Origin of the sequence: Caballeronia sp. TF1N1, assembly GCF_022878925.1 — a bacterium.
In the GTDB taxonomy this organism is placed as follows: Bacteria; Pseudomonadota; Gammaproteobacteria; order Burkholderiales; family Burkholderiaceae; genus Caballeronia.
Genome location: NZ_CP084626.1, coordinates 552,201 through 575,395 on the forward strand (window position 1 = coordinate 552,201; position 23,195 = coordinate 575,395).

Annotated in this window: 20 protein-coding genes and 1 pseudogene; 10 read left to right on the plus strand and 11 right to left on the minus strand. The window is 63.4% G+C overall.

Annotated elements, in window-relative coordinates:
- Positions 1-232: 232 nt before the first annotated feature.
- The 4 genes from LDZ28_RS02560 to LDZ28_RS02575 form a co-directional block, all read right to left on the minus strand.
- Positions 233-1,015 carry a metal ABC transporter permease gene (locus tag LDZ28_RS02560; RefSeq protein ID WP_244827172.1) on the minus strand — a complete coding sequence of 261 codons (783 nt, stop codon included), beginning with the start codon at positions 1,013-1,015 and terminating at the stop codon, positions 233-235.
- Entirely contained in the window at positions 1,008-1,919 is a 912-nt protein-coding gene (locus tag LDZ28_RS02565) for a metal ABC transporter ATP-binding protein (RefSeq protein WP_244827173.1), read from the minus strand. The genes LDZ28_RS02560 and LDZ28_RS02565 overlap by 8 nt, the downstream gene beginning before the upstream one ends.
- Entirely contained in the window at positions 1,916-2,797 is an 882-nt protein-coding gene (locus LDZ28_RS02570; protein WP_244827968.1) for a metal ABC transporter solute-binding protein, read from the minus strand. Before LDZ28_RS02570 ends, LDZ28_RS02565 begins: the two co-directional genes overlap by 4 nt.
- Before the next feature lie 76 nt (positions 2,798-2,873).
- Positions 2,874-3,332, minus strand: coding sequence for a Fur family transcriptional regulator (locus LDZ28_RS02575; RefSeq protein WP_244827174.1), 459 nt, complete (start codon positions 3,330-3,332; stop codon positions 2,874-2,876).
- Positions 3,333-3,633: 301 nt separating this feature from the next.
- Between LDZ28_RS02575 and LDZ28_RS02580 the strand changes: the two genes are divergently transcribed.
- The 6 genes from LDZ28_RS02580 to LDZ28_RS02605 all read left to right on the plus strand — a co-directional run bounded on the left by LDZ28_RS02580 (position 3,634) and on the right by LDZ28_RS02605 (position 9,412).
- Entirely contained in the window at positions 3,634-4,041 is a 408-nt protein-coding gene (locus LDZ28_RS02580) for an SDR family NAD(P)-dependent oxidoreductase (RefSeq protein WP_244827175.1), read from the plus strand.
- A gap of 230 nt (positions 4,042-4,271) precedes the next feature.
- The gene (locus LDZ28_RS02585) at positions 4,272-5,633 is read left to right on the plus strand and encodes a sugar ABC transporter substrate-binding protein (RefSeq protein WP_244827176.1); all 1,362 of its coding nucleotides are present in this window, start codon (positions 4,272-4,274) and stop codon (positions 5,631-5,633) included.
- Positions 5,634-5,707: 74 nt separating this feature from the next.
- Positions 5,708-6,643 (plus strand): carbohydrate ABC transporter permease, encoded by a 936-nt coding sequence (locus LDZ28_RS02590; protein ID WP_244827177.1) that lies wholly within the window; start codon positions 5,708-5,710, stop codon positions 6,641-6,643.
- Entirely contained in the window at positions 6,640-7,491 is an 852-nt protein-coding gene (locus tag LDZ28_RS02595) for a carbohydrate ABC transporter permease (RefSeq protein WP_244827178.1), read from the plus strand. The genes LDZ28_RS02590 and LDZ28_RS02595 overlap by 4 nt, the downstream gene beginning before the upstream one ends.
- A 55-nt stretch (positions 7,492-7,546) precedes the next feature.
- A complete protein-coding gene (locus tag LDZ28_RS02600; protein ID WP_244827969.1) occupies positions 7,547-8,215 on the plus strand; it encodes an HAD family phosphatase in 669 nt (222 codons plus the stop codon).
- 48 nt (positions 8,216-8,263) lie between these two features.
- Complete coding sequence (locus LDZ28_RS02605) at positions 8,264-9,412, plus strand: ABC transporter ATP-binding protein (protein WP_244827179.1); 1,149 nt, start codon at positions 8,264-8,266, stop codon at positions 9,410-9,412.
- A 55-nt stretch (positions 9,413-9,467) separates the two neighbouring features.
- On the opposite strand, the gene LDZ28_RS02610 is transcribed toward LDZ28_RS02605, so the two are convergent.
- The 4 genes from LDZ28_RS02610 to LDZ28_RS02625 form a co-directional block, all read right to left on the minus strand.
- On the minus strand, positions 9,468-10,415 hold the full coding sequence (locus LDZ28_RS02610) for a sugar-binding transcriptional regulator (protein WP_244827180.1): 948 nt from the start codon (positions 10,413-10,415) through the stop codon (positions 9,468-9,470).
- A gap of 206 nt (positions 10,416-10,621) precedes the next feature.
- On the minus strand, positions 10,622-12,103 hold the full coding sequence (xylB, locus tag LDZ28_RS02615; RefSeq protein WP_244827181.1) for a xylulokinase: 1,482 nt from the start codon (positions 12,101-12,103) through the stop codon (positions 10,622-10,624).
- A gap of 108 nt (positions 12,104-12,211) precedes the next feature.
- Entirely contained in the window at positions 12,212-13,591 is a 1,380-nt protein-coding gene (gene dalD, locus LDZ28_RS02620) for a D-arabinitol 4-dehydrogenase (RefSeq protein ID WP_244827182.1), read from the minus strand.
- Positions 13,592-13,669: 78 nt separating this feature from the next.
- On the minus strand, positions 13,670-13,876 hold the full coding sequence (locus LDZ28_RS02625; protein WP_244827183.1) for a hypothetical protein: 207 nt from the start codon (positions 13,874-13,876) through the stop codon (positions 13,670-13,672).
- Between the two features lie 50 nt (positions 13,877-13,926).
- Between LDZ28_RS02625 and LDZ28_RS02630 the strand changes: the two genes are divergently transcribed.
- On the plus strand, positions 13,927-15,474 hold the full coding sequence (locus tag LDZ28_RS02630; RefSeq protein WP_244827184.1) for an FGGY-family carbohydrate kinase: 1,548 nt from the start codon (positions 13,927-13,929) through the stop codon (positions 15,472-15,474).
- Here the strand turns inward: LDZ28_RS02630 and LDZ28_RS02635 are convergent.
- Entirely contained in the window at positions 15,471-16,292 is an 822-nt protein-coding gene (locus tag LDZ28_RS02635) for an EAL domain-containing protein (protein ID WP_244827185.1), read from the minus strand. The genes LDZ28_RS02630 and LDZ28_RS02635 overlap by 4 nt on opposite strands.
- 202 nt (positions 16,293-16,494) lie before the next feature.
- Between LDZ28_RS02635 and hmgA the strand changes: the two genes are divergently transcribed.
- From hmgA to LDZ28_RS02650, 3 genes and pseudogenes are all read left to right on the plus strand, one after another.
- Positions 16,495-17,832, plus strand: a complete 1,338-nt coding sequence (gene hmgA / locus LDZ28_RS02640; RefSeq protein WP_244827186.1) for a homogentisate 1,2-dioxygenase — start codon at positions 16,495-16,497, stop codon at positions 17,830-17,832.
- Entirely contained in the window at positions 17,829-19,127 is a 1,299-nt protein-coding gene (gene fahA / locus LDZ28_RS02645) for a fumarylacetoacetase (protein ID WP_244827187.1), read from the plus strand. Before hmgA ends, fahA begins: the two co-directional genes overlap by 4 nt.
- Before the next feature lie 2 nt (positions 19,128-19,129).
- Positions 19,130-20,463: pseudogene (locus tag LDZ28_RS02650) on the plus strand (MFS transporter).
- A gap of 201 nt (positions 20,464-20,664) precedes the next feature.
- Here LDZ28_RS02650 and LDZ28_RS02655 read toward each other — a convergent pair.
- Both LDZ28_RS02655 and LDZ28_RS02660 read right to left on the minus strand, forming a co-directional pair.
- Positions 20,665-21,837 (minus strand): MFS transporter, encoded by a 1,173-nt coding sequence (locus tag LDZ28_RS02655; protein WP_244827188.1) that lies wholly within the window; start codon positions 21,835-21,837, stop codon positions 20,665-20,667.
- A 52-nt stretch (positions 21,838-21,889) separates the two neighbouring features.
- Entirely contained in the window at positions 21,890-23,062 is a 1,173-nt protein-coding gene (locus tag LDZ28_RS02660) for an MFS transporter (RefSeq protein WP_244827189.1), read from the minus strand.
- Positions 23,063-23,195 lie beyond the last annotated feature (133 nt).

Below are 23,195 nucleotides of genomic sequence, written 5' to 3' on the forward strand. Positions count from 1 at the left end.
CCCCTCCGCCGGGCAGGCGGCTACTGAACAAAAACGCAAGAGAGCGGCCCAACTTCTCAACCGCGCCGAATAAAGAATGCAACCCGCTAAGCGGATGGAAGCTGCTTTCCTTGGTAACTTTTTTGCAGCCGCAAAGAAAGCTACCCCCGACCGGAGACGGCTACTAAACCAAAACGCAAGACAACGACAAAACCCAAACCCACCGCGCCCGCAAAAGCAGCAAAAAACCTTTTCAACCCTTCCTCAACAAACTAACTCCATAAACCAAAGCCGCGAGCATCGTAATCCAGAAACTGGTAGGCCAATCCGTATAATAGGCAAGCGTCAATCCCACCCAAGCCTGCGCGAGCGCAAAAAGACCAGCCAACACCAACCCCGACGACAACCGCGTCGTCAAATTCTGCGCAGCGGCAGCCGGCCCGACCATCAACGCAAAAACGAGCAATACTCCGACGATCTGCGTACAAGCCGCCACCGCCAACGCGGTAATCGCAAGAAACAACGTCGACACGAGCCGCAGCGAAACCCCTTTCGCCTCCGCCAACTCCGGCTGCAGCGAAGCAAACAACAGCGGCCGCATGATCACCGCCAACGCGCCCAGACTCACGACCGCAAGCCCCGCCAGCACGATCAACACGCTATGACTCACGCCCAGCACATTGCCGAACAAGAGGGCCGTAGCCTGCGTCGCATAAGCCGTGAAGAAGTGCAGAAACAACAAACCGAAGCCAAGCGATAGCGACAAAATCACGCCAATCGCCACGTCACGTCCCGCGAGCTTCTCGCCGAGCGCGCCCATGCCGACGCCCGCCGCAAGCGTGACGCCAATCATCCCCCAAAGCGGCGGCAGGCCGATCAACACGGCGCCCGTTGCGCCCGTGAAGCCGACATGCGACAACGCGTGACCCGCGAACGTCTGCCCGCGCAGCACCAGAAAATAGCCGACGATCCCCGACAGCACCGCGACGATCCCCGACGCCGCGAATGCGTTGACCATGAAGTCGTATTCAAACATTGTGCGTATGCTTTCCCTTCGTGTCGTGACCGTGCGCATGCGCGTGGCCATGACCGTGATCGTGCTCATGCTCGTGCCCATGAGCATGTTCGTCGCCTTCTTCGTGCGCATGATCGAGCTTGTCGATCTCCACATCGCCCGACATCACGAAGATGCGGCCGTTCACGCGCATCACGTCGATCGGCGAGCCATACAACTTCGACAACACCGGCTTCGAGATGACCTCATCGACCGTGCCGAGCGCCGCGCGTCCATTGCCGAGATAGAGCACGCGGTCGAGCGAGTTGAGCAGCGGATTGAGTTCATGCGCCGAGAACAACACGGTGATGTTCAATTCGCGCTGCACACGCCGCACGAGTTCGACCACGCTCGTCTGATGCCGCGGGTCCAGACTGATGAGCGGTTCATCGAGCAAGAGAAGGCGCGGATCGCCGAGCAGACATTGCGCAAGCAGCAAGCGCTGCCGCTCGCCTCCCGACAACTCGGACAGCGGCCGCCCGGCGAGCTGCACCGCGCCGACGAGATCGAGCACGCGCTCGACATCCGCGCGAATGCGGGCATTGCGATGCGGCACGCCCCAGTGATGTCCGTCCGCCGCCATCGCGACGAAATCGCGGCCCAACACTCGCCGGCCCGCAAGGCCGCTGCGAATCTGCGGCATATAGCCAATGGTCGGATTGCCGCGCACCACCGCCGCGCCGTTCACGCGAATCGTTCCGCCGGCGAGCGGCACGAGGCCGAGCAGCGCGCGCATGAGCGTGGTCTTGCCCGCGCCGTTCGGCCCGAGCACGCCGATGAATTCGCCCGTGTGGACGGTAAAGCTCGCGTCGTCGAGGATCGTGCGGCCGCCGAGTTCCAGCGTCACGCGATCGACTTCGAGCGCGGGTCCCGAGTGAACGCTCATCTTTGCCATCCTTGCAAGGCGCCCGATAACGAATCGAGCTGACTCAGCATCCATTGCTGATAGGTCTTGTTGGCAGGCAACGTCTCCGTCACGCTGACGCTAGGCAAATGCGCGTCCTTCGCCACGTTGAGCAGGCGTTTCGTGAGCGCGCCCGTCGCCTGGCTGTTGTAGATGAGCACGTGCACGCGCCGCTCGCTCAGGTCCTTTTCGAAAGCAGCGATATCGGCGGGACTCGGCTCGGTCTCGTTCATCTCGGCCATCTGGAAGCGCTGATTGCGCATCTCGAAGCCGATGGCATCGGCCATATAGCCGAACACCGGCTCGGTGGCCGTCACCGGCACGCCTTTGAAGTGTGCGCGCAATTGCGCGACGCTGGCATCGATCGGCTTGAGCGAATTCAGGAAGGTCGCGAGGCGCGCGTCGTAATCGCTCTTGTGGGACGGGTCCGCGCTTACGAGATACTGGCTCACCGCTTTAGCGACGGCGGGCATGGTCGCCGGGTCGTACCAGAGATGCGGATTGTCGCCGGACTTCTTGCCGACAAGTTGCGCCGCGACGATTATCGTGCGCGTGTCGTTCTTTCTCGATGCCGCGAGCAGTTTGTCCATCCATGGATCGTAGTCCGCGCCGTTGTAGACGACCAGCGCCGCGTGCTGAAGCGCACGCGCGGTCTTCGGGCTGGCTTCGAAGAGATGCGGATCTTCATCCGGATTGCTGAGGATGCTCGTCACCTGCACGTGATCGCCGCCGAGCTGGCGGATCACATCGCCATAGAAGTTTTCAGCCGCCACGACGGGCACGCGCGTGGCTTGCGCGAAAGCTCCCTGGCAAAAGCCGAATGCGGCGACGAGGCAGGTGAGGACATGCGCGAGTTTCATCGGGTTCCTTGAGTCGTTGAAGGGCGTGCCGGCGCGGTGCGGCAGGGGCATGGTTCGTGGCTCGAACGACGTGCGCTCAGGCGTGGCGGTGCTTCTTCTGGCAATCGCTGCACAGTCCGCTCAATTCGACGACCTGATGCCGTACTTCGAAGCCATGCGCGGGCGGCGTGGCCGAAAGCGACGAAGCCAGATCGCGGCCCTGTATTTCGAGCGTGTTGCCGCAGTCGTCGCAGATAAGGAACTGGCTTTCGTGCGGCTTGCCGGCATCGCAGCAGGCGACGAACGCGTTCTTCGATTCGATGCGATGCACGAAGCCGTTCTCGACCAGGAAGTCGAGCGCGCGATAAACAGTGGTGGGCGGCACGCGCGCGCCGCGCTTCGGCTCCATCGCGTCGATGAGGTCGTAGGCGCCGATCGGCTTATGCGCCTTCAGCACGAGTTCGTACACGTGCCGGCGCAAGGGTGTGAGCGCGACGCCGCGCTCGATGGCCAGCGCTTCCGCGCGAGCAAGCATGGTTTCGACGGATGCGGTCATGTTGAGGCTCGGTGTCCGGGTTTGATGCATGACACGGCGTTCATGTCGAATGCCGCATCGGAGAATTCCGAGATGATATAACGTATCAGCGTCGAATGCATCCTTCGGAAGGACCGCTCCTTGAAGCAAGCCAGCGGCGGGCCTTCCGCCGTGGACGCAATTGCGCGTCGCACCATCGAAACTGGTTTTCCCGCCTTGACACTTCTCTACACAACGCCGATCATTCGACCACACAAAGAGCAATTGATCGAAGCCAGAGCGTTCGCTCACTTCGAACCAAACAAAAATCTCGGAGATGTCGGTGAGATTGAGCGACAAGGTGGCGATCATCACGGTTGCCACGAGTGGTATTGGCGAAGCGGTGGCGCGGTCTTTTCTTGAAGAAGGCGCGAAGCTCGTGGTCGAAGACGAGAGCGAACTCCGTCGGCGCTCCGAAGACGCTGGCGAACGCGTGCATGTGTTCGAGCGCATCGTCGCCAAAACCGTCGAGCGTTCAGGCGGTATTGACATTCCCTTCAGTCACGCGGCGCTCATCGACATGCACCCAATCCTCGGCAAATCGCGGGATATCCACGGCCATGTCTTCGCGGTCAACGACATCATGGCCCGCAAGCTCAGCGTCGAAAAGCGGCAAGCGGACGAGTTGACGGCCCTTGCAGCGCGAGGCGCACCGTCTATAGTGAAACGGCACGATGAGCACGCAAGGTAGGGCGCAAGACCAAAGAAGGCAGCGAAAGGTAAGAGGCGATACCGCAGCGAAGATTCAAAAGGAAACCCGAAGCAAAACCGGAATCCACGCGATATCCATCGCGCATCCCTGAGGCAGCAGGCAGCGGCACACCGGCGCTTGCGAGACAGGCACCGACGGCATCGAAGACATCGCCGCACGGCCTGTTTCCCGCATGGCGCCCATGCCAACAAAAAAGGAGACGCACCACAATGAAACGCATCCACACTATCGTTCGGACAGAGCCGCGTGCACAGCTTGCCGTGACCGGCGTCGTCGCATCGCTCATCGCGGCAAGCGCGGCCTTCGTGCCGCCTGCGCAAGCAGCGACCACCATCACGGTGGCCACGCTCAACAACCCGGACATGATCGAGCTGAAGAAGCTCTCGCCCGCGTTCGAGAAGGCCAATCCGGACATCCAGCTGAAGTGGGTGATTCTCGAGGAAAACGTGCTGCGTCAGCGCGCCACCACCGACATCACGACCAACAGCGGCCAGTTCGACGTGCTCACCATCGGCACGTACGAAGCGCCGCAGTGGGGCAAGCGTGGCTGGCTCACGCCGATGGCCAATCTGCCCGCGAACTACGATCTCGACGACGTGGTGAAAACCGCCCGCGACGGTCTCTCGTACAACGGCCAGCTCTATGCGCTGCCGTTCTACGTCGAAAGCTCGATGACCTATTACCGTAAGGATCTGTTCGACGCGGCCGGCCTCAAGATGCCCGATCAGCCGACCTACGATCAGATCAAGCAATTCGCCGACAAGCTGACCGACAAGGCCAAGGGCCAATACGGCATCTGCCTGCGCGGCAAGGCAGGCTGGGGCGAGAACATGGCTTTCGTTTCGACGGTGGTGAACACCTTCGGCGGCCGCTGGTTCGACGAACAATGGAAGGCGCAGCTCGATTCGCCCGAATGGCACAAGGCCGTGTCGTTCTATGCGGACTTGCTCAAGGCCGACGGCCCTCCGGGAGCAAGCTCCAACGGCTTCAACGAAAACCTCACGCTGATGTCCTCGGGCAAGTGCGCAATGTGGATCGACGCGACGGTTGCCGCCGGCATGCTCTACAACAAGGCGCAGTCGCAGGTCTCGGACAAGATCGGCTTTGCCGCCGCGCCGATCGCCGTGACGCCGAAGGGCTCGCACTGGCTGTGGTCGTGGTCGCTCGCGATCCCGAAGACGTCGAAGCAGCAGGACGCCGCGAAGAAGTTCGCCGCGTGGGCCACGTCGAAGGAATATATCGAAATGGTCGGCAAGGACGAGGGCTGGGCCTCGGTGCCGCCGGGCACGCGCAAGTCCACCTACGCGCGCCCCGAGTACAAACAGGCCGCGCCGTTCGGCGACTTCGTGCTGGCGGCGATCGAAAGCGCCAATCCGAACGATGCGTCGCTCAAGAAGGTGCCGTATAGCGGCATCCAGTTCGTGGGCATCCCCGAGTTCCAGTCGTTCGGCACGGTGGTCGGTCAGTCCATCGCCGGCGTCGTCGCGAATCAGGGCAGCGTCGATAGCGCGCTCAAGGCCGCCAACGCGGCAGCCGATCGCGCAGTGAAACAGGCGGGCTATCAGAAGTAAGTCACGTAGTTCGCAGGCCGCGCGTCTTCGCCCTCCGAAGATGCGCGGCCGGTCAATCATCGAGAGGTGTCACGATGAGTCAACTGAATCCCCCTATCTCCGACCACTACCAGGAGTCCGCGGCCGAGCGCGACAAGAAGCGCGCGAAGTCGGTGCGCTGGCTGATCACGCCCTCGACCGGTCTCCTGTTCTTGTGGATGGCGATCCCGCTCGCGATGACGATCTGGTTTTCGTTCTCGCGCTACAACTTGCTCAATCCCGATGTAAAGGGTTTCGCGGGCTTCGATAACTACGAGTTCCTCGCCACCGACCCGGCGTTCGGCCCGTCCATTGGCCATACGCTGACCCTGATCGGCTCGACGCTCGGCATCACGGTGATAGGCGGCGTGCTGCTCGCCGTGCTGTTCGACCGCAAGTTCATCGGGCAGGGCATTGCGCGGCTTCTGGTGATTGCGCCGTTCTTCGTCATGCCGACGGTGTCCGCGCTGATCTGGAAGAACATGATCCTGCACCCGGTGTATGGCCTGGTGGCCTCGCTGATGCGTTCCATGGGCATGCAGCCGATCGACTGGTTCGCAGACTATCCGCTCTTCGCGGTCATCATGATCGTGTCGTGGCAATGGCTGCCGTTCGCGTTCCTGATTCTCTTCACGGCGATCCAGTCGCTCGATCAGGAGCAGAAGGAAGCGGCGCGCATCGACGGCGCGGGTCCGTTCGCCATGTTCTTCTTCATCACGCTGCCGCACTTGCGTCGCGCAATCGCCGTCGTCGTGATGATGGAAACCATCTTCCTGCTGTCGATCTTCGCTGAAATCTATACGACCACCGGCGGCGGTCCGGGCACCGCGACCACCAACCTGTCGTATCTCATCTATGCGCTCGGCCTGCAGCAGTTCGATGTCGGTCTCGCATCGGCGGGCGGCATCCTCGCGGTGATCCTCGCGAACGTGGTTGCGTTCTTCCTCGTGAGAATGCTCGCGAAGAACCTCAAAGGGGAGTACGAGTCATGAGCACTCAACCGGTTTCCACCAGGCCGCCCGTGCCCGTGTTCGAACATGTGAAGCGCATCGTGCCCGGCATCGTGGCGTGGATCGTTTCGATCCTGTTGTTTTTCCCAATCTTCTGGATGACGATCACCGCGTTCAAGACCGAGCAGCAGGCATACTCGTCGTCGCTTTTCTTCACGCCGACGCTCGACAGCTTCCGCGAGGTCTTTGCGCGCAGCAACTACTGGGGCTTCGCGCTCAACTCGGTGCTGATCTCGCTGGGCGTCACGGTGATCTGCCTGTTGCTCGCCGTGCCCTGCGCCTACGCGATGGCCTTCTTCCCCACGAAGAAGACGCAGAAAGTGCTGCTGTGGATGCTCTCCACGAAGATGATGCCGTCGGTCGGCGTGCTGGTGCCGATCTATCTGTTGTGGAAGAACACGGGCCTGCTCGATACGGTGTCGGGTCTCATCATCGTGTACACGCTGATCAATTTGCCGATTGCCGTGTGGATGGCGTTCACTTACTTCAACGAAGTGCCGCGCGACATTCTCGAAGCGGGACGCATAGACGGCGCGACGACGTGGCAGGAGATCGTCTATCTGCTCATGCCGATGTCGCTGCCGGGACTGGCATCGACCGGTCTCCTGCTCGTGATCCTCTCTTGGAACGAGGCGTTCTGGAGCATCAACCTGTCGAGCTCGAATGCGGCGCCGCTTACCGTGTTCATCGCGTCGTATTCGAGTCCAGAAGGCTTGTTCTGGGCCAAGCTTTCGGCGGCGTCGCTGCTTGCCGTCGCGCCGATTCTCATCGTCGGCTGGCTCTCGCAGAAGCAACTGGTGCGCGGCCTGACCTTCGGCGCGGTGAAGTGAGGCGTACCCAGTGAACCTGACACCTTCCAGAGAAGCCGCGCTCGCAGATCGACTGATGATCTGCGACTGCGACGGCGTGCTCATCGACAGCGAAGCCGTGGCGGCGCGCATGCTCGTCACGGAATTGCAGACGCTGTGGCCAGGCGTCGATATCGAACCCGTGGTGATGCCGCTGCTCGGCTTGCGCATCGAAGCCGTGCTCGCGAGCGCGGCGGACACCGTGAACCGCACGCTCACGCAGGATCAGATCATGTCGATCCGCCGCGCGGTCGAAGCGGCGGCGGTAGAAGCGCCGCCGGTCGCGGGCATCGCCGAGGCGCTTGCCGCCGTGCCGCTCACCAAGGCATGCGCGAGCAACAGCTTCGCGGCTTACGTGGATACCGTCCTGAATCGCACGGGCCTCGTGCAGTTTTTCGGCGACAGGCGCTTCACGGCGGACATGGTGGCGAACCCGAAGCCTGCGCCCGACGTGTATTTAGCGGCGGCGCGCGCGTTGAAGGTCGACCCGTTGCGCTGCCTCGTGGTGGAGGACAGCGTGACCGGCGTGACGGCGGCGCGCGCGGCGGGCATGCAGGTGCTGGGGTTCATCGGCGGAGGACATGCGACGGAAGGACAGATCGGCGCGTTGAAGCGCGCGGGCGCGGAAGTCGTCTTCGACGACATGGCGCGCTTGCCCGCACTCGTCGAACAATGGCTGCAGCATGCGACCTTCGAGACGCCTTGAAAAGAGGCTCGGCTAAGCGTCGCAAACAAAGAAACATGGAGACGGATCATGGCTAGTCTGACACTGCGTAACATCAACAAGCGATATGAAGACACCGAGGTGATGAAGAGCGTCAACCTCGATATCAACGACGGCGAGTTCGTCGTGTTCGTCGGACCGTCGGGCTGTGGCAAGTCCACGCTGATGCGCATGATCGCGGGGCTGGAGGAGATCAGCGGCGGCGATCTGTCGATCGACGGCGTGCGCGTGAACGAGTTGCCGCCCGCGAAGCGCGGCATTGCGATGGTGTTTCAGTCGTACGCGCTCTATCCGCACATGACGCTCTACGACAACATGGCGTTCGGACTCAAGCTCGCGGGCGAGAAGAAGCCCGCGATCGATGCGGCCGTGAAGAACGCCGCGAAGATCTTGCATATCGATCACTTGCTGGACCGCAAGCCGAAGCAGTTGTCGGGCGGGCAGCGCCAGCGCGTGGCGATTGGTCGCGCGATCACGCGCAAGCCGAAAGTGTTTCTCTTCGACGAACCGCTTTCCAATCTCGACGCCGCGTTGCGCGTGAAGATGCGCCTGGAATTCGCGCGCCTGCACGACGATCTCAAGACGACGATGATCTACGTGACCCACGATCAGGTCGAAGCAATGACGCTGGCGGACAAGATCGTGGTGCTCTCGGCGGGCAATATCGAGCAGGTCGGCACGCCCAACACGCTGTATCACGCGCCGGCCAACAAGTTCGTGGCGGGTTTTATCGGCTCGCCGAAGATGAACTTTCTCTCGGGCACGGTCGAGCGCATTCAGGACGATGGCGTGCTCGTGAAGTATTCCACCGGCGAGACGCAACTGGCCGGCGTGCTGCCAGGCAATGCCAAGCCCGGCGATGCGGTGACTATCGGCATTCGTCCGGAAGCGTTACAGCCGAACGTTTCGGAATACGGCGTGTCCGCTTCGACGATGACCGTGGAAACGCTCGGCGACGCGGCTTATCTGTACGCGGAGACATCGGTGGCGCCGGACGGCTTGATCTCGCGGATTCCGCCCTTGGAAAAGCACACGCGGGGCGAGAAGCTGAAGGTGGGCGCGTCGCCGGAACACTGCCATCTGTTCAACGCGGACGGCATCGCGTTCAGGCGGCACGTGGTGGAAGCTTATCTCGTGGAGCATCCGGAATTGGCTGTGCCGAGCGTGGCGCGGGCTTGATCTCCGCAGTGGCGCCGGTGTCTCGCGTGGACGCCGGCGTCATGGGACGAGCGATTCAAGCCGCCAGCGCCGCGCGCGCGCAAAGCTCATCTGTCACCAATCCAGACAACCACTTCCCCTTCAACGCCGCGACCAGCGCCGCGCGCTTGCGCTCGCCGCCGGCAAAGCCGATGGTCGGCCGTTTCGGCGGCGAATCGATCCTGAGGCTCGTCGCGCGCGCGCCGGTTTTCGAATCGACGCGCGCTCCGTTCGCATCGATCGGCAGGCCGAGCAGTTCCGCCACCGCGCCCGCTTTCATCAACTCGTGGACTTCGGCGTTCGAGATGAATCCGTCCTCGTGCAGCGGACAATTGATGCCCACATTGCCGATGCCGACGAAAGCCACGTCCGCTTTCTGCGCGAGCGCATCCACGATCCGATAAAGACGGTGATTGCACCATTGCGCGCGCTCGGCTTCGCTATCGGCCATGAGCGGCGCGGGCAGCATGAAGTGCTTGCCGCCGGTCTTTTCGGAGAGCTGCTGCGCGACGTCGTAGCGATTGGACGAACCATCGTGCGCAATCGCGCCGACGAGCGACACCAGCCGATGCTGCGGCCGCTCCAGTTGCCCGATCTGCGCGACCACCGCCTTGAGCGTGCGCCCGCTGCTGATGGAGACGACGAGCGGTTTCTCATCGACGAGATAGCGTTCCATCACCTGCGCGCCTGCTACCGCGAGCTTGCGGTCCACTTGCTCGTTGCTGTCGCCGTCGATGGGCACCACTTCGCACATCGCGAGTCCGTAGCGGTCGCTGAGTTGCTTCGCAAGCGAAAGGCAATCGGCGATCTGATGATCGACTCGCACGCGAATCAGGTTCTTTTCGACCGCGAAGGCGACGAGCCGCTGCGCGACAGGTCGCGAGATTTGCAGTTTTTCGGCGATCTCATTCTGAGTATTGCCCGCGACGTAGTAGAGCCACGCGGCGCGCGTCGCCAGATCGAGTTTTTCGTTGGACTTGGGCACGGTCGTTGAATTGAGTCTGCTTCAGTTGTAGTTCTTTTTATAGCGCGCGGCGCGGTTTATCGTCGGAAACCATCGCCGAATATTTACCCGCACGACCGAAACGCTGCGTTCAGGCCAAGCAAGGCGGCCAATGAATGCCGTTTGAAAAACGAAACAGCCGGCTGCCCGCTTAACGGCAACAGCCGGCTTTCGAACGTCTCTCGGCGTCAGGCTAGTCGCGGACGCGCCGGATCGAACAACGGCCGCACGTGCTGATACAGCTCGCGATAGCCCTTGAGCCGCTGGCGCAACGCCGCGTGGCGCTCGGCATTCGGCGTGAACTCTTGCTTGATGGCAGGTTTGGTCAGCACCGTCGCCGGATCGCCGCCCGCCGCGAGCCAGCCGAGCCGCGCAGCGCCGAGCGCCGCGCCCGTCTCGCCGCCGCCGTGCGTGCGCGTGGGCGTATCGAGCGCATCGGCGAACATTTGGCCCCAGTACGCACTGCGCGCGCCGCCGCCAAGCAGCGACAAGGCATGCGCTTCCGTACCCGCGGATTGCAGGGCGTCGAGACCATCGGTCAGGGCGAGCGTCACGCCTTCCAGCACCGAATAGCCGAGCAAGGCGCGATCGGTGGCGTGCGTCATGCCGAAGAACACGCCCTGCGCGTAAGGGTCGTTGTGCGGCGTGCGCTCGCCGCTCAAATACGGCAGGAACAAAGGCGCGGTCGATAAGGCATCGGCGGGCAGCGCCTCGATTTCCGCAAGCAGCGTGGGCTCGTCGGTGGACGTGAGCTTGCATACCCAGCGCAGGCAACTCGCCGCCGACAACACCACGCTCATCTGATGCCAGCGATCCGGAATGGCGTGACAAAACGCATGCACCGCCGATGCCGGATTGGGCCTGAAGCGATCGCCCACCACGCACAACACGCCCGACGTGCCGAGCGAGAGGAAGCCATCGCCGGGTTCGGTTGCGCCGATTCCCACCGCGCTCGCCGCATTGTCGCCGCCGCCTGCCGCAACGATGACGCCATCGGGCAAGCCGAGTTCACGCGCGAGTTCCGGACGCAAGGTGCCCGAAGGCTCGCTGCCCTCGGTGAGCTTCGGCATCTGCTGCCGCGTCATGCTGCACGCGGCGAGCAGTTCGTCCGACCAGTCGCGTCGCGCAACATCGAGCCAAAGCGTGCCGGCGGCATCGGATGGATCGGACACTTTCGTGCCCGTGAGATGCATGCGCAGATAATCCTTCGGCAACAGCACGCAAGCCGTCTGCCGGAAGATTTCCGGCTCGTTGTGCGCGACCCAGAGCAGCTTGGGCGCGGTGAAACCGGGCATCGCCAGATTACCGGCGATCTCGTGCAGATTCGGCGCGCGCTCGTAAAGCTCGGCGCACTCCTTGTCGCTGCGCATGTCGTTCCAGAGGATGGCCGGGCGCAGCACGCGATCGCTCGAATCGAGCAGCACCGCGCCATGCATCTGCCCGGACAGGCCGATGCCGCGCACTTGCGCGAACTCTTTCGGAAACTTGTCGCGCAAGGCGAAGAGGGCGGCGCGCGTGCCTGCCCACCAGTCGAGCGGATTTTGTTCGGACCAGCGCGGTTTCGGGCGCGACACCGTAAAAGGCGTGCCCGCCGTGCCGATTACACTGCCGTCGCTTGCGAGCAGCAGCACTTTCACTTCGGAGGTGCCGAGGTCGATACCTAAATACATGAACGGACCTTTGTCGAAGCCAGGCGCGAAGCCCGGCAGAAAACCGGAGGCGCTAATGTAACGCCGTGCGCCTCAATGCGCCATGAGCACAACACCCAAGCGAGCCAATCAAGGCCGGTTCTTGAGCCACGCATCGACGCGCCCGATTGCCGCGCGCAGCACGCGCTCCAGGCTCTCGGTCTGCGCCATGCTGCCCCAGAGCAGCTTGTCGCCGGCGAAGGCCTTGATCGGATCGTCGGCCGTGAAATAGCCATGCGCGACGGCGGGGTCCATCACGCCATCCTGATAGGTATAAGGCAGCTTGCCTTCGTGCCAGCGTTCGAGGAAGCGAAAGAAGAGCGCGGGCAGAATCGCGGTCGAGTCGGGATCGACGTCGCGCTCGAAACATTCCGCGAGCGTCGGCGCGATAAAGCCCGGCAGCTTCGAGAAGCCATCGGCGGCGACGCGCTGATTCGTGTCCTTGATATACGGATTGCTGAAGCGGTCGAGCACGACATCGCGATACTTCGCCAGATCGATCGGGCTAGGCGTGAGGCACGGGATGACGTCGTCGGTGACATAGGCTTCGGCGAGAGCGCGAATCTCCAGGTCCTGCGTGCCTTCGTGAATGTACTGCAGGCCGACGAGCGTTCCCGCCCACGCAATGCAGCTATGACTCGCGTTGAGAATGCGGATCTTCGCCTCTTCGTACGGCAGCACGGACTCGACCATCTCCGCGCCCACCTTCTCCCAAGCGGGCCTTCCCGCGATGAAGTGATCCTCGATCACCCACTGGATGAACTTCTCGCCCATGATCGGCGCGCGGTCGTCGAAACCCGTCGCGGCTTTCACGCGCTCCGCGACATCGGGTGTCGGACGCGGCGTGATGCGGTCGACCATCGCGTTCGGGCACGAGGTGTTGGCGATCATCCAGTCGCGCAATTGCGTTTCGCCGCGCAGTTCGAGGAATTCGAGCATGCCCGCCTTGAAGCGGTCGCCGTTGCTGCGCAGGTTGTCGCAGTTCTGCAGCGAGAGCTTGCCCGCGTCGTTCTTCATGCGGGCGTCGAGAATGGCGGCAATGGCACCGTAAATGGTGGTCTTCGCGCCTTTCAGGTCGGCGGCGAGATCGACGTTGCCGGTTTCGAGCTTGTCGTGTTCGTCGAGGTAATAGCCGCCTTCGGTGACGGTGAACGATACGATCTTGCATTCGGGCGCGCTGCCCGCCGCGATGAGCCCGTCGAGATCGGCGGTCCAGGGAATCACGCGGCGGATGGAGCGCACCGTTTCGTAGTCGCGCTCGCCTTGCGGCGTGACGGTTTCGAGCGTGTACTCGCCGTTTTGCGCGGCGAGCGCATCGAGCACGGCGTTCATGTCGCCGCGAATGTTGCCCACGGCGAGCGACCAGCTCGCATCGCCCGATTCGATCAGCCGGCTCAAGTACCACGCCTGATGCGCGCGATGAAAAGACCCCGCGCCGATGTGCAGGATCACATTGTTTTCGCTCGTCATGTCTCGCTTCCTTTGATTGGATGTGCGCCCGTTCTTCGCGGACGACCGTTTGCGTTTGCGACGCCTTGCGCTCACAATTTACGCAGCCGTGGTGAGCATTTGCTCTTTGGTTGATCGAATGATCGTATTGGGCATCGCGAAAGTCAAGGCGCGGTGCCGCATGCGGCCGCGCGCGGCAGCGGCGCTGAAGCGCCGGACGTAGCCCAGCGCGCCGTTACAGGACGAATCGGGAATAACCCGGATAGTCAGCATGGCCGGCGTTGAACGAAGGTCTGCATCAACCATAGGCAATGACGCGGCAAACCACACAGAAAGATACGAGTCGGAGACAAAGCATGGATTACGTGATCGGCATAGACATCGGCACGCAGAGCACGAAGGCGCTTCTCGTCGATACGACTGGCGCAATCATCGCGCAACATTCGACCGCCTATCATCCGGATACACCGAAGCCGCTCTGGGCGGAACAATGGCCGTCCGTCTGGTTCGATGCCGTGACCGAAGCCTTGAGCGGCTGCGTCGCGAAAGCGCGCGCGAAGGGCGTCGCGGCCGATCAGATTAAGTCGGTCTGCGTGAGCAGTCTCTACGGCGGCTCGGGCATTCCCGTCGACGACGACATGGAAGCGCTTTACCCGTGCCTCATCTGGATGGATCGCCGCGCGACCGCGCAAGTCGAATGGGTGCGGCAGAACGTGGATATGGCGCGCATCGAGGCGATCACCGGCAACGGCGTCGACAGCTACTACGGCTTCACGAAAATTCTGTGGATGCGCGAGCAGCAGCCGGAAGTCTGGAAGAAGACGCGCTATTTCCTGCCGCCGAACGCGTTCATCATCCAGCGCCTCACGGGCGAACTCGCGATCGATCACAGCTCGGCGGGCAATATCGGCGGCGTGTACGACATCGGCCGCCGCGCGTGGTCGGAAGAAGCGCTCGACATGCTCGGCATTCCCGTGTCGATGATGCCTGCGCGGCTCGTCGAGTCGTCGGAGATCGTGGGCGGGCTGTTGCCGCAGTGGGCGGACAAGCTCGGGCTTGCGGCGGGCACACCGATCGTCGCGGGCGGCGTCGATGCGGCCGTCGCCACTTTCGCGGCGGGCGTGACGCGCGCGGGTCACCATGTCGCGATGATCGGCACGAGCATGTGCTGGGGCTACATCAACCAGAGCGTCGATGCGCAACACGGTCTCGTCTCCATGCCGCACGTCTACAACGGCAAGCGCGATCTCTACGTGTTCGGTGGCGCGAGCACGGCCGGCGCGTGCGTCGCGTGGTATCGCGATCAGTTCTGTCAGGCCGAGATCGCGGCGGCCAAGCAAATACCCGATGGCGATCCGCATCGGCTGCTCGAAGATGCGGCGGCCAAGGTCGCGGCGGGTTCGGACGGCGTCGTGTTCCTGCCTTATCTGATGGGCGAGCGCAGCCCCGTCTGGGATGCCCACGCGAGCGGCACGTTCGTGGGCTTGAATCTCTTTCACACGCGCGCGACGCTCTATCGCGCGGTGCTCGAAGGCGTCGCGTTTGCGTTGAAGCACAACATGGAAGCAGGGCGGCGCGGCGCGCAATCGCTGGATGACAAGCTGATCGTGGTCGGCGGCGCGGCGCATTCTGACCTGTGGATGCAAATCATCGCGGATGTAACGGGTTATCCCGTGCAATCCATCGAACAGGAAGTCGAAGCGGCGATGGGCGCGGCCTTGCTCGCGGCGCTCGGTGCCAATCTCATTTCACGCGAAACGGCGGAAGGCGGCTGGGTCACGCTCGTGGATCGCGCAGAGCCGGACGAAGCACGGCAACGCGTTTATGGAGACCGCTTCGGCGTCTATCTCGATCTGTATCCGGCGCTGAAGCCGCTGATGCATCGCCTGCGCAGCGACAGCTAACGCAATTCTCCGGGATGCGCGTCGAACACCGGCCCTTGCACGAAGTGCACGTCGTATTGTTCGAGCGCATTGAACTGCGCGGCATCGGCGACATTGCTGAAGATGAGCGGAATGCGCAGCCTATGCGCATACGCCACCAGATGCTTGACCACGGAATCGCGCAAGGCGGCGCGCGCATCCATCTTGATGAAGTCGAGCCGCGCCATGTCCGATACCGCCATGATCTGCCCGGCATTGGGCAGATTGCCCGCTACCTTGAAACCGTAGCGCTGATAGCTTTTGATGAGGTAGCCGAGAAACGTCTTGTGCGCGACGGCCGCCGCCGGCAATTCGATCACGATGCGTCCGGGATTCACGCCGAACTCCAGCAACACCGACGAGAAGTGCAGACCGTGGTCGTACTTCACGCTCTTCAATAACCGCTCATGCACGCGCAAAAACAGCAGACCGGGCTTTTGCGCGCCGAAGAAATTGAACGCATGCAGCGCGCGCGATAACCGGTCGAGCGCGACGAGTTCGCGGTCGTTGTCCAGTTGGCCAAAGGGATCGTGCGGAGTATCGCCTTCGATCAGCGTCTGCGCCTGCACGCCGAGTTCGTCGCCGAAACGCTCGGCGCTTTCGGGCGACGCGCTCAACACCTGCGGAAAGCTATGCGTGCCGACATCGAAGATCGGCTCATACGCGCTTGCAATACGCAACTCGCCATAGTTCGCCACCGCTTGTCCCGCGTGCTCGCCTTCGCCCAGCACGATATGCGCGCCGAGAAACGGATGCGCCTTGGCGCGGTTGACGAGTTCAGTCACGGACGGGGTGATCATGGCGCGTTCGACGTTAAGGCTTCCAATGTGGGACGAATTCCGTCGATGGTACCAGCGCATGGCGCCGTGGCTTGCGCCAAATTCACATATTCATATGCGGGTGGGATAAGCCACGCTCAGGGTTTACGACAAATTTCACTAAACGTAATTGGTTTTACCATTCGTAAATACCACGCGATGGCACTCATCGAGGATCACGACCATGCCGACGTTCGACACGCATACCGACGCCAACGCGCACTATCAGTCGGGTTTCGCCAACGACTTCGCGACCGAAGCGTTGCCGGGCGCGCTGCCCATCGGCCGTAACTCGCCGCAGCGCGCGGCCTACGGTCTTTATGCGGAGCAGCTTTCCGGCACGGCTTTTACCGCGCCGCGCGCGCATAACCGGCGCTCGTGGCTGTACCGCATCCGGCCGGCGGCGGTGCATCGGCCGTTCGTGCAATTGACTGGCGATGCCTCGCGCGCGCGGCTCGTCGCCAATTTCGCCGATGTGCCGCCCACGCCGCCGAACCAGTTGCGTTGGGACCCGCTGCCGATGCCCGCCGCGCCGACCGATTTCGTCGACGGCTGGGTGACGATGGCCGGCAACGGCGCCGCCGAATCCATGAGCGGCTGCGCGATTCATCTGTACGCGGCGAACCGTTCGATGCACGAGCGCTTCTTCTACAGCGCGGACGGCGAATTGCTGATCGTGCCGCAAGCAGGGCGGCTCGCGATCTGGACTGAACTCGGCAAGCTCGATATCGCGCCGTTCGAGATCGCGGTGATTCCGCGCGGCGTGCGCTTTGCCGTGGCGCTGCCGGATGGCGAAGCGCGCGGCTATATCTGCGAAAACTTCGGCGCGTTGCTGCAGCTGCCCGATCTCGGGCCTATCGGTTCGAACGGGCTCGCCAATCCGCGTGATTTCCTCACGCCGCACGCGGCTTATGAGGACCGCGAAGGCGCGTTCGAACTCATCGCCAAGATGAACGGCGTGCTGTGGCGCGCGGATATCGGCCATTCGCCGCTCGACGTGGTCGCATGGCACGGCAACTACGCGCCGTACAAATACGACCTGCGCCACTTCAACGCCATCGGTTCGATCAGCTTCGATCATCCCGATCCGTCCATCTTTCTCGTGCTGCAATCGCCGAGCGATACGCCGGGCGTCGATAGCATCGACTTCGTGATTTTTCCGCCGCGCTGGCTCGCCGCCGAGGACACGTTCCGGCCGCCCTGGTTCCATCGCAATGTGGCGAGCGAATTCATGGGCCTCGTGCATGGTGTCTACGACGCGAAGGCCGAGGGCTTCCTGCCGGGCGGCGCGAGTCTGCACAACTGCATGTCTGGACACGGGCCGGACGCGGATACCTTCGAAAAGGCATCGAGAAGCGATACCTCGAAGCCCGCGAAGGTCGGCGACACACTCGCCTTCATGTTCGAGACGCGCACGCTCATCAAGCCGACGCAGTTCGCGCTCGAAACCGCGCAATTGCAGGCGCATTACTACGAGTGCTGGCAAGGGCTCACGAAACACTTCAACCCGGAGCAACGATGAACGACGCGCTTCACGCGACGCGTGCGCCGCAACTCAGAAGCTGGCTCGACTCCGCCAATGATCCGGCGAGCGACTTTCCGATCCAGAACCTGCCGTTTGGCATCTTCAGCGACCCGGTGAATCCGCGGCCGCGCGCGGGTGTGGCTATCGGCGACTGGATCGTGGACCTGGCGGCGCTCGAAGAAGCGCGTCTCGTCGATGGTCACGGCACCTTCAACGCGCCGCGTCTGAACGACTTCATCGCGCTCGGACGCGATACGTGGCGCGCGGTGCGCAGCGCGCTCGGCGGCCTGCTGCAAGAGGGCGCATCCACGCTACGCGACGATTCCGCATTGCGCCGCCGCACGCTCGTTCCGCGCGCCGATGCAACGCTCCATCTGCCCGTCGAGATTCCCGGCTACACGGACTTCTATTCCTCGAAGGAACACGCGACCAACGTCGGCTCGATGTTCCGCGATCCGAAGAATGCGCTGCTGCCGAACTGGTCCGAGATGCCGATCGGCTATAACGGACGCGCGTCGTCGGTGGTGGTGAGCGGCACGCCGGTGCGCCGCCCGAACGGCCAGTTGAAAGCGCCCAACGAAGAGCGGCCGGTGTTCGGCGCATGCCGCAAGCTGGATATCGAGCTGGAGACGGGTTTCATCATCGGGCGCGGTAATGCGCTCGGCGAACCGATTGCCTGCGCGGATGCGGAGTCGCATATCTTCGGCATGGTGCTGCTCAACGACTGGAGCGCGCGCGACATCCAGCAATGGGAATACGTGCCGCTCGGACCGTTCAACGCGAAAGGGTTCGCGACCACCATTTCGCCGTGGATCGTCACGCTCGACGCGCTCGAACCCTTCCGCACCGCGACGCCCGTGCAAGAGCCGCAACCGCTCGCGTATCTGCGGCATGAGGGCGAGCACGCGTTCGACATCGACCTGGAAGTGACGCTGAGGCCGGAGGGTGCGAGCCGCGCCACGACCATCTCGCGCACCAATTTTAGGCTGATGTACTGGTCGATGGCGCAGCAGCTTACGCATCACACGGCATCGGGCTGCAATACGCGCGTGGGCGATCTCATGGGCTCCGGCACCATCAGTGGCGCGACGCCGCAATCGTGCGGCAGTTTGCTCGAAAGCACGTGGAACGGACAACGGCCGTTGAGCCTCGTCGAAGGCGGCGAGCGCGCGTTCCTTCAGGACGGCGATGAAGTCACCTTGCGCGGATGGTGTCAGGGCGAGGGTTATCGCATTGGTTTCGGCGAGTGCGCGGGGCGCATCCTCGCGGCGCGCAATAATTTCAAGGATTGAACATGGCGAATGCGGTCGATGTGGAGAGCGCGCTTGGCCACGCGCACCGTCCCGGCTTCCAGGCGATGCTGCTCGTGTTGTGCGGACTATGCCTCGTGATCGATGGCTTCGACGCGCAAGCGATGGGTTACGTCGCGCCGGCCGTCATCGCGGACTGGCACGTGTCGAAGGCGGCGCTCGGGCCGGTTTTCAGCGCGAGTCTTTTCGGCATGCTGCTTGGCGCGCTCGGCTTGTCGGTGCTGGCGGATCGCATCGGGCGCAGGCCGGTGTTGATCGGCTCGACGTTTTTCTTCGCGGTCTCGATGATCGCAACCGCGTTCACCGACAGCTTGCCGGTGCTCACGGCCTTGCGTTTCGTAACGGGTCTTGGCCTCGGCTGCATCATGCCGAACGCAATGGCGCTGGTCGGCGAGTTCTCGACGGCCGAGCATCGCGTCAAGCGGATGATGCTCGTCTCGTGCGGCTTCACGCTCGGCGCGGCGCTGGGCGGCTTCGTGAGCGCGGCGCTGATCCCTGCTTTCGGCTGGCGTTCGGTGTTCTGGGTCGGCGGCCTGGTGCCTTTGTTGCTCGCGGTTTGGATGGTCATCGCACTGCCTGAATCGCTGCAATTTCTCGTGTTGAAGGGCCGCGAGGCGCGCGCCCGCGACTGGCTCGCGAAGTTCGATCCGTCGCTTGCCATCGATGCCTCGACGCGGCTCGTCGTCCGCGAAAAAGCGAGTTCGGGCGCGCCGGTCGCCGAACTGTTCCGCGCGGGCCGCGGGCCGGTCACACTGATCTTGTGGGCGATCAGCTTCATGAATCTCATCGATCTGTACTTCCTTCGAACTGGCTGCCGACCGTCATGCGCGATGCGGGATATTCGCCGGGCATGGCCGTGCTGGTCGGCACGCTGTTGCAGACGGGCGGCGTGGTGGGCACGCTCATGCTTGGCTGGTTCATCGAACGATTCGGCTTCGTGCGTGTGTTGCTGGCCTGCTTTCTCGTGGGCGCGGTGAGCGTGGGGATGATCGGCGGCGTGGCGCACGTGCAGTTCTGGCTATTCGTCGCGGTGTTTGCGGGCGGGTTCTGCATCGTCGGTGGACAGCCTGCGGTGAATGCGCTCGCGGGGCATTTTTATCCGACCTCGCTGCGGTCCACGGGCATCGGCTGGAGTCTGGGCATCGGACGCGTGGGGTCGGTGATCGGGCCGCTCGTCGGCGGACAGATGATCGCGCTCGGATGGAGCAATGCGTCGCTCTTTCATGCGGCGGCGTTGCCGGTGTTTTGCTCGGCGTTGCTGGTTGGCGTGCTGGCTTTCGTGCGGCGGGAGCGAAGTGGGGCGGCGCAGACGGCTTGATGTGATGGAGACTTGATTCCTCAAGCGAAGCCGGCGCCGGCGCATGATGCCGCGCCATGCCGCCGCGTGGCCTTCGGTCGGCACGATCCAGATGTGGAACGAAGGCCCGCGCGTAACGGCGTGTGCGCCATGCCTGCGAGGGCGACGCATCCGGTGGCGCGCTCGCAGCCGACGCCGACAGAAAGACGGTGCGTTGGACGTTCAGGAAACGCAATCAGCGTCATCTGTCGAAGCGCGCTTCTCCCAAGCCGCCGCGCCCAGAAACGCCGCCGCCGCGACCACCAGCACGCCAATCAGCGCATCCGGACTCACGCGATCCATCAATGTCCCCGCGATGATCGGCCCGCCGAAACTCGCCACGCTCCACGAAGCGCCGACGATAGCCGTCGCCGACACCAGCGCCGTGCCGCGAAAGCGCTCGCCGCACGCAACGATCGACAGCGTATAGACGCTGCCCGCCGCCGCGCCGGTCACGAACAGGAGCGGCCAGCACAACCACGGATACTCGACCGCCCACGGCAGCAGCGGCAGCAGCAGCGTGACCACCACGCCCGCGCCGACATGCACCTTCGTGCGCCCGATACGGTCCGCCAGCCAGCCGATGGGAAACTGCATCAACGTATCGCCGAACAGGATGGCGGAGGCGAACAGCACGCCCACGTCCGCGCCGACGCCGTGCGAGATTGCGAAGAGCGGCATCAGCGAAAGCGCGAGCGTGTCGAAGAGCGCGAAGAAACCCGTGCCGATCACGAGCGCGGGCATGCGCGGCAACACATGCCGCCAGTCGCCAGCGGTAGCGTGTTCGTCGTGCGATGCAAGCGTGTGCGGCGTGCCGCGAATCGAGGCGAGCGCGGGCAGCGCCAGCAGAAAGATCGCGCCGCAGACGGCGAAGCGCGCCGAAGTCCAGCCGCCGATGGCGCTGACGAGCACCGGCCCCGTCATCTGAAACAGAGTGAAGTTGGTCGCGTAAATGGCGACGACGCGCCCGCGCGTGGAGTCGTCGGCGAGCTGCGTGACCCATGCTTCGCCAATGGTAAATAGCAGCATCAGCGCCGCGCCGCATAGAAAGCGCAGCACGGCCCATAGCCACAGATTCACGGTGAACTGCATCGCGATGGTCGCGAACGCTGCGACGATCACCGCCCCGACAATCGTCCCGCGTGCGCCCAGCCGACTCGCAACGCGGCTTGCGAAAGGCGCGACGGCCAGCCCGCCGCCTGCCTGCATCGCCGTCATCAGGCCGACGATGCCCGTGCCGAACCCGGCTTGCGTGAGTGCAAGCGCGGTGAGCGGAATGGTCGCGCCTAGCCCGAGGCCGACCACCGCGACACTCAGGATGAGCGCGAGAAAGTCGCGAGAAAGAATGCCCTTCATATACCGCCGTGCCGCTCGCTTCGCCGAGAACCCGTGAGGATCGGCAGCAGCCTCAAGCGGCCTGCCCGAACGCAACGCGCCGCGCACGCTTGTCGAGCGTCGCGGAAAGCAGCGTGAGCGCAAAGGCGCAGCACGCCATCAGCACGCCGACCCACGGCAGCGAAGTCAGCGGCGCGCCTGCGCTGATGACGCAGCCGCCCAGCCACGCGCCCGTGGCGTTGCCCAGATTGAACGCGCCCTGGTTGAGCGTGGAGGCGAGATTGGGCGCATCGCTCGCGCGGTTCACGATCAGGATCTGCAGCGGCGGCACGATCGCGAACGCGAGCACGCCCCACAGGAAGATGGTGATCATCGCCGAGACCGGTTCGTGCATGGTGCCCGCAAAAATCGTGAGGATCACGACGATCGACAGGAGAAACGTCAGCAGCGAGCGCAACAGCTTCCAGTCGGCGAGCTTGCCGCCAAGCGTGCTGCCGACCGTGAGGCCGAGGCCGAACAACAGCAGCACGTAAGTCACGGCGTGCGGCGTGAAACCGGTGACATCCTCGAGAATCGGCGTGATGTAGGTAAAGACCGAGAACAGGCTCGCCGAAGCCAGCACGCTGATGCCGAGCACCATCAGCACCTGCGGGTTCTTGAGCACGTCGAATTCGCGCAGGATGCTGGTCTCGCGCATCTCGATGTGCTTCGGCAGGCAAACCGCGAGCGCGCCCGCCGCGGCGAGGCCGATCAAGGTCACGACCCAGAAGGTCGCGCGCCAGCCGGCCGCTTGGCCGAGCGCGGTGCCGAGCGGCACGCCGAGCACGTTGGCAAGCGTGAGGCCGGTGAACATCAGCGCGATGGCCTGCGCGCGGCGGTTCGGCGCGACCAGATCGGCGGCGACCACCGAGCCGATGCCAAAGAAAGCGCCATGACAGAACGCGGTGACGATACGCGCGCCCATCAGCACCCAGTAATTCGGCGCGAGCGCGCAAAGCGTATTGCCGACGATAAACACGCCGATCAGCCCCATGAGCGCCTTCTTGCGCGGCATCTTCGCCGTGACGACGGCAAGAATCGGCGCGCCGATGGTCACGCCGAGCGCATAGCCCGAAACGAGCATGCCTGCCGCCGGAATCGATACCGCGAGATCGCGCGCGACGTTGGGCAGCAGGCCCATGATGACAAATTCGGTCGTGCCGATGCCGAACGCGGCGATGGCGAGAGCGAGAAGGGGCAGAGGCATGGCGGAGGGTGCGAGTGCGGTGTGTCGCGCGGTGCGCGTCGTCGGAATGAGCGGCGCGAGTGTCGGCGAGTGAAGGCTCGGATTCTACCGAAAGGTCATTTTTGATGCTGGTGGAAACCCTTAGTCTGCTCGG

Coding starts and splice junctions, on each gene's coding strand:
- LDZ28_RS02565 (WP_244827173.1), bottom strand. CDS start 1,919: ATGAGCGTTCACTCGGGACCCGCGCTCGAAGTCGATCGCGTGACGCTG.
- LDZ28_RS02595 (WP_244827178.1), top strand. CDS start 6,640: ATGAGCACTCAACCGGTTTCCACCAGGCCGCCCGTGCCCGTGTTCGAA.
- LDZ28_RS02625 (WP_244827183.1), bottom strand. CDS start 13,876: ATGGTTGATGCAGACCTTCGTTCAACGCCGGCCATGCTGACTATCCGG.
- LDZ28_RS02630 (WP_244827184.1), top strand. CDS start 13,927: ATGGATTACGTGATCGGCATAGACATCGGCACGCAGAGCACGAAGGCG.
- LDZ28_RS02605 (WP_244827179.1), top strand. CDS start 8,264: ATGGCTAGTCTGACACTGCGTAACATCAACAAGCGATATGAAGACACC.
- LDZ28_RS02560 (WP_244827172.1), bottom strand. CDS start 1,015: ATGTTTGAATACGACTTCATGGTCAACGCATTCGCGGCGTCGGGGATC.
- LDZ28_RS02585 (WP_244827176.1), top strand. CDS start 4,272: ATGAAACGCATCCACACTATCGTTCGGACAGAGCCGCGTGCACAGCTT.
- LDZ28_RS02590 (WP_244827177.1), top strand. CDS start 5,708: ATGAGTCAACTGAATCCCCCTATCTCCGACCACTACCAGGAGTCCGCG.
- dalD (WP_244827182.1), bottom strand. CDS start 13,591: ATGACGAGCGAAAACAATGTGATCCTGCACATCGGCGCGGGGTCTTTT.
- xylB (WP_244827181.1), bottom strand. CDS start 12,103: ATGTATTTAGGTATCGACCTCGGCACCTCCGAAGTGAAAGTGCTGCTG.
- hmgA (WP_244827186.1), top strand. CDS start 16,495: ATGCCGACGTTCGACACGCATACCGACGCCAACGCGCACTATCAGTCG.
- LDZ28_RS02570 (WP_244827968.1), bottom strand. CDS start 2,797: ATGAAACTCGCGCATGTCCTCACCTGCCTCGTCGCCGCATTCGGCTTT.
- LDZ28_RS02600 (WP_244827969.1), top strand. CDS start 7,547: ATGATCTGCGACTGCGACGGCGTGCTCATCGACAGCGAAGCCGTGGCG.
- LDZ28_RS02635 (WP_244827185.1), bottom strand. CDS start 16,292: ATGATCACCCCGTCCGTGACTGAACTCGTCAACCGCGCCAAGGCGCAT.
- LDZ28_RS02575 (WP_244827174.1), bottom strand. CDS start 3,332: ATGACCGCATCCGTCGAAACCATGCTTGCTCGCGCGGAAGCGCTGGCC.
- fahA (WP_244827187.1), top strand. CDS start 17,829: ATGAACGACGCGCTTCACGCGACGCGTGCGCCGCAACTCAGAAGCTGG.
- LDZ28_RS02655 (WP_244827188.1), bottom strand. CDS start 21,837: ATGAAGGGCATTCTTTCTCGCGACTTTCTCGCGCTCATCCTGAGTGTC.
- LDZ28_RS02660 (WP_244827189.1), bottom strand. CDS start 23,062: ATGCCTCTGCCCCTTCTCGCTCTCGCCATCGCCGCGTTCGGCATCGGC.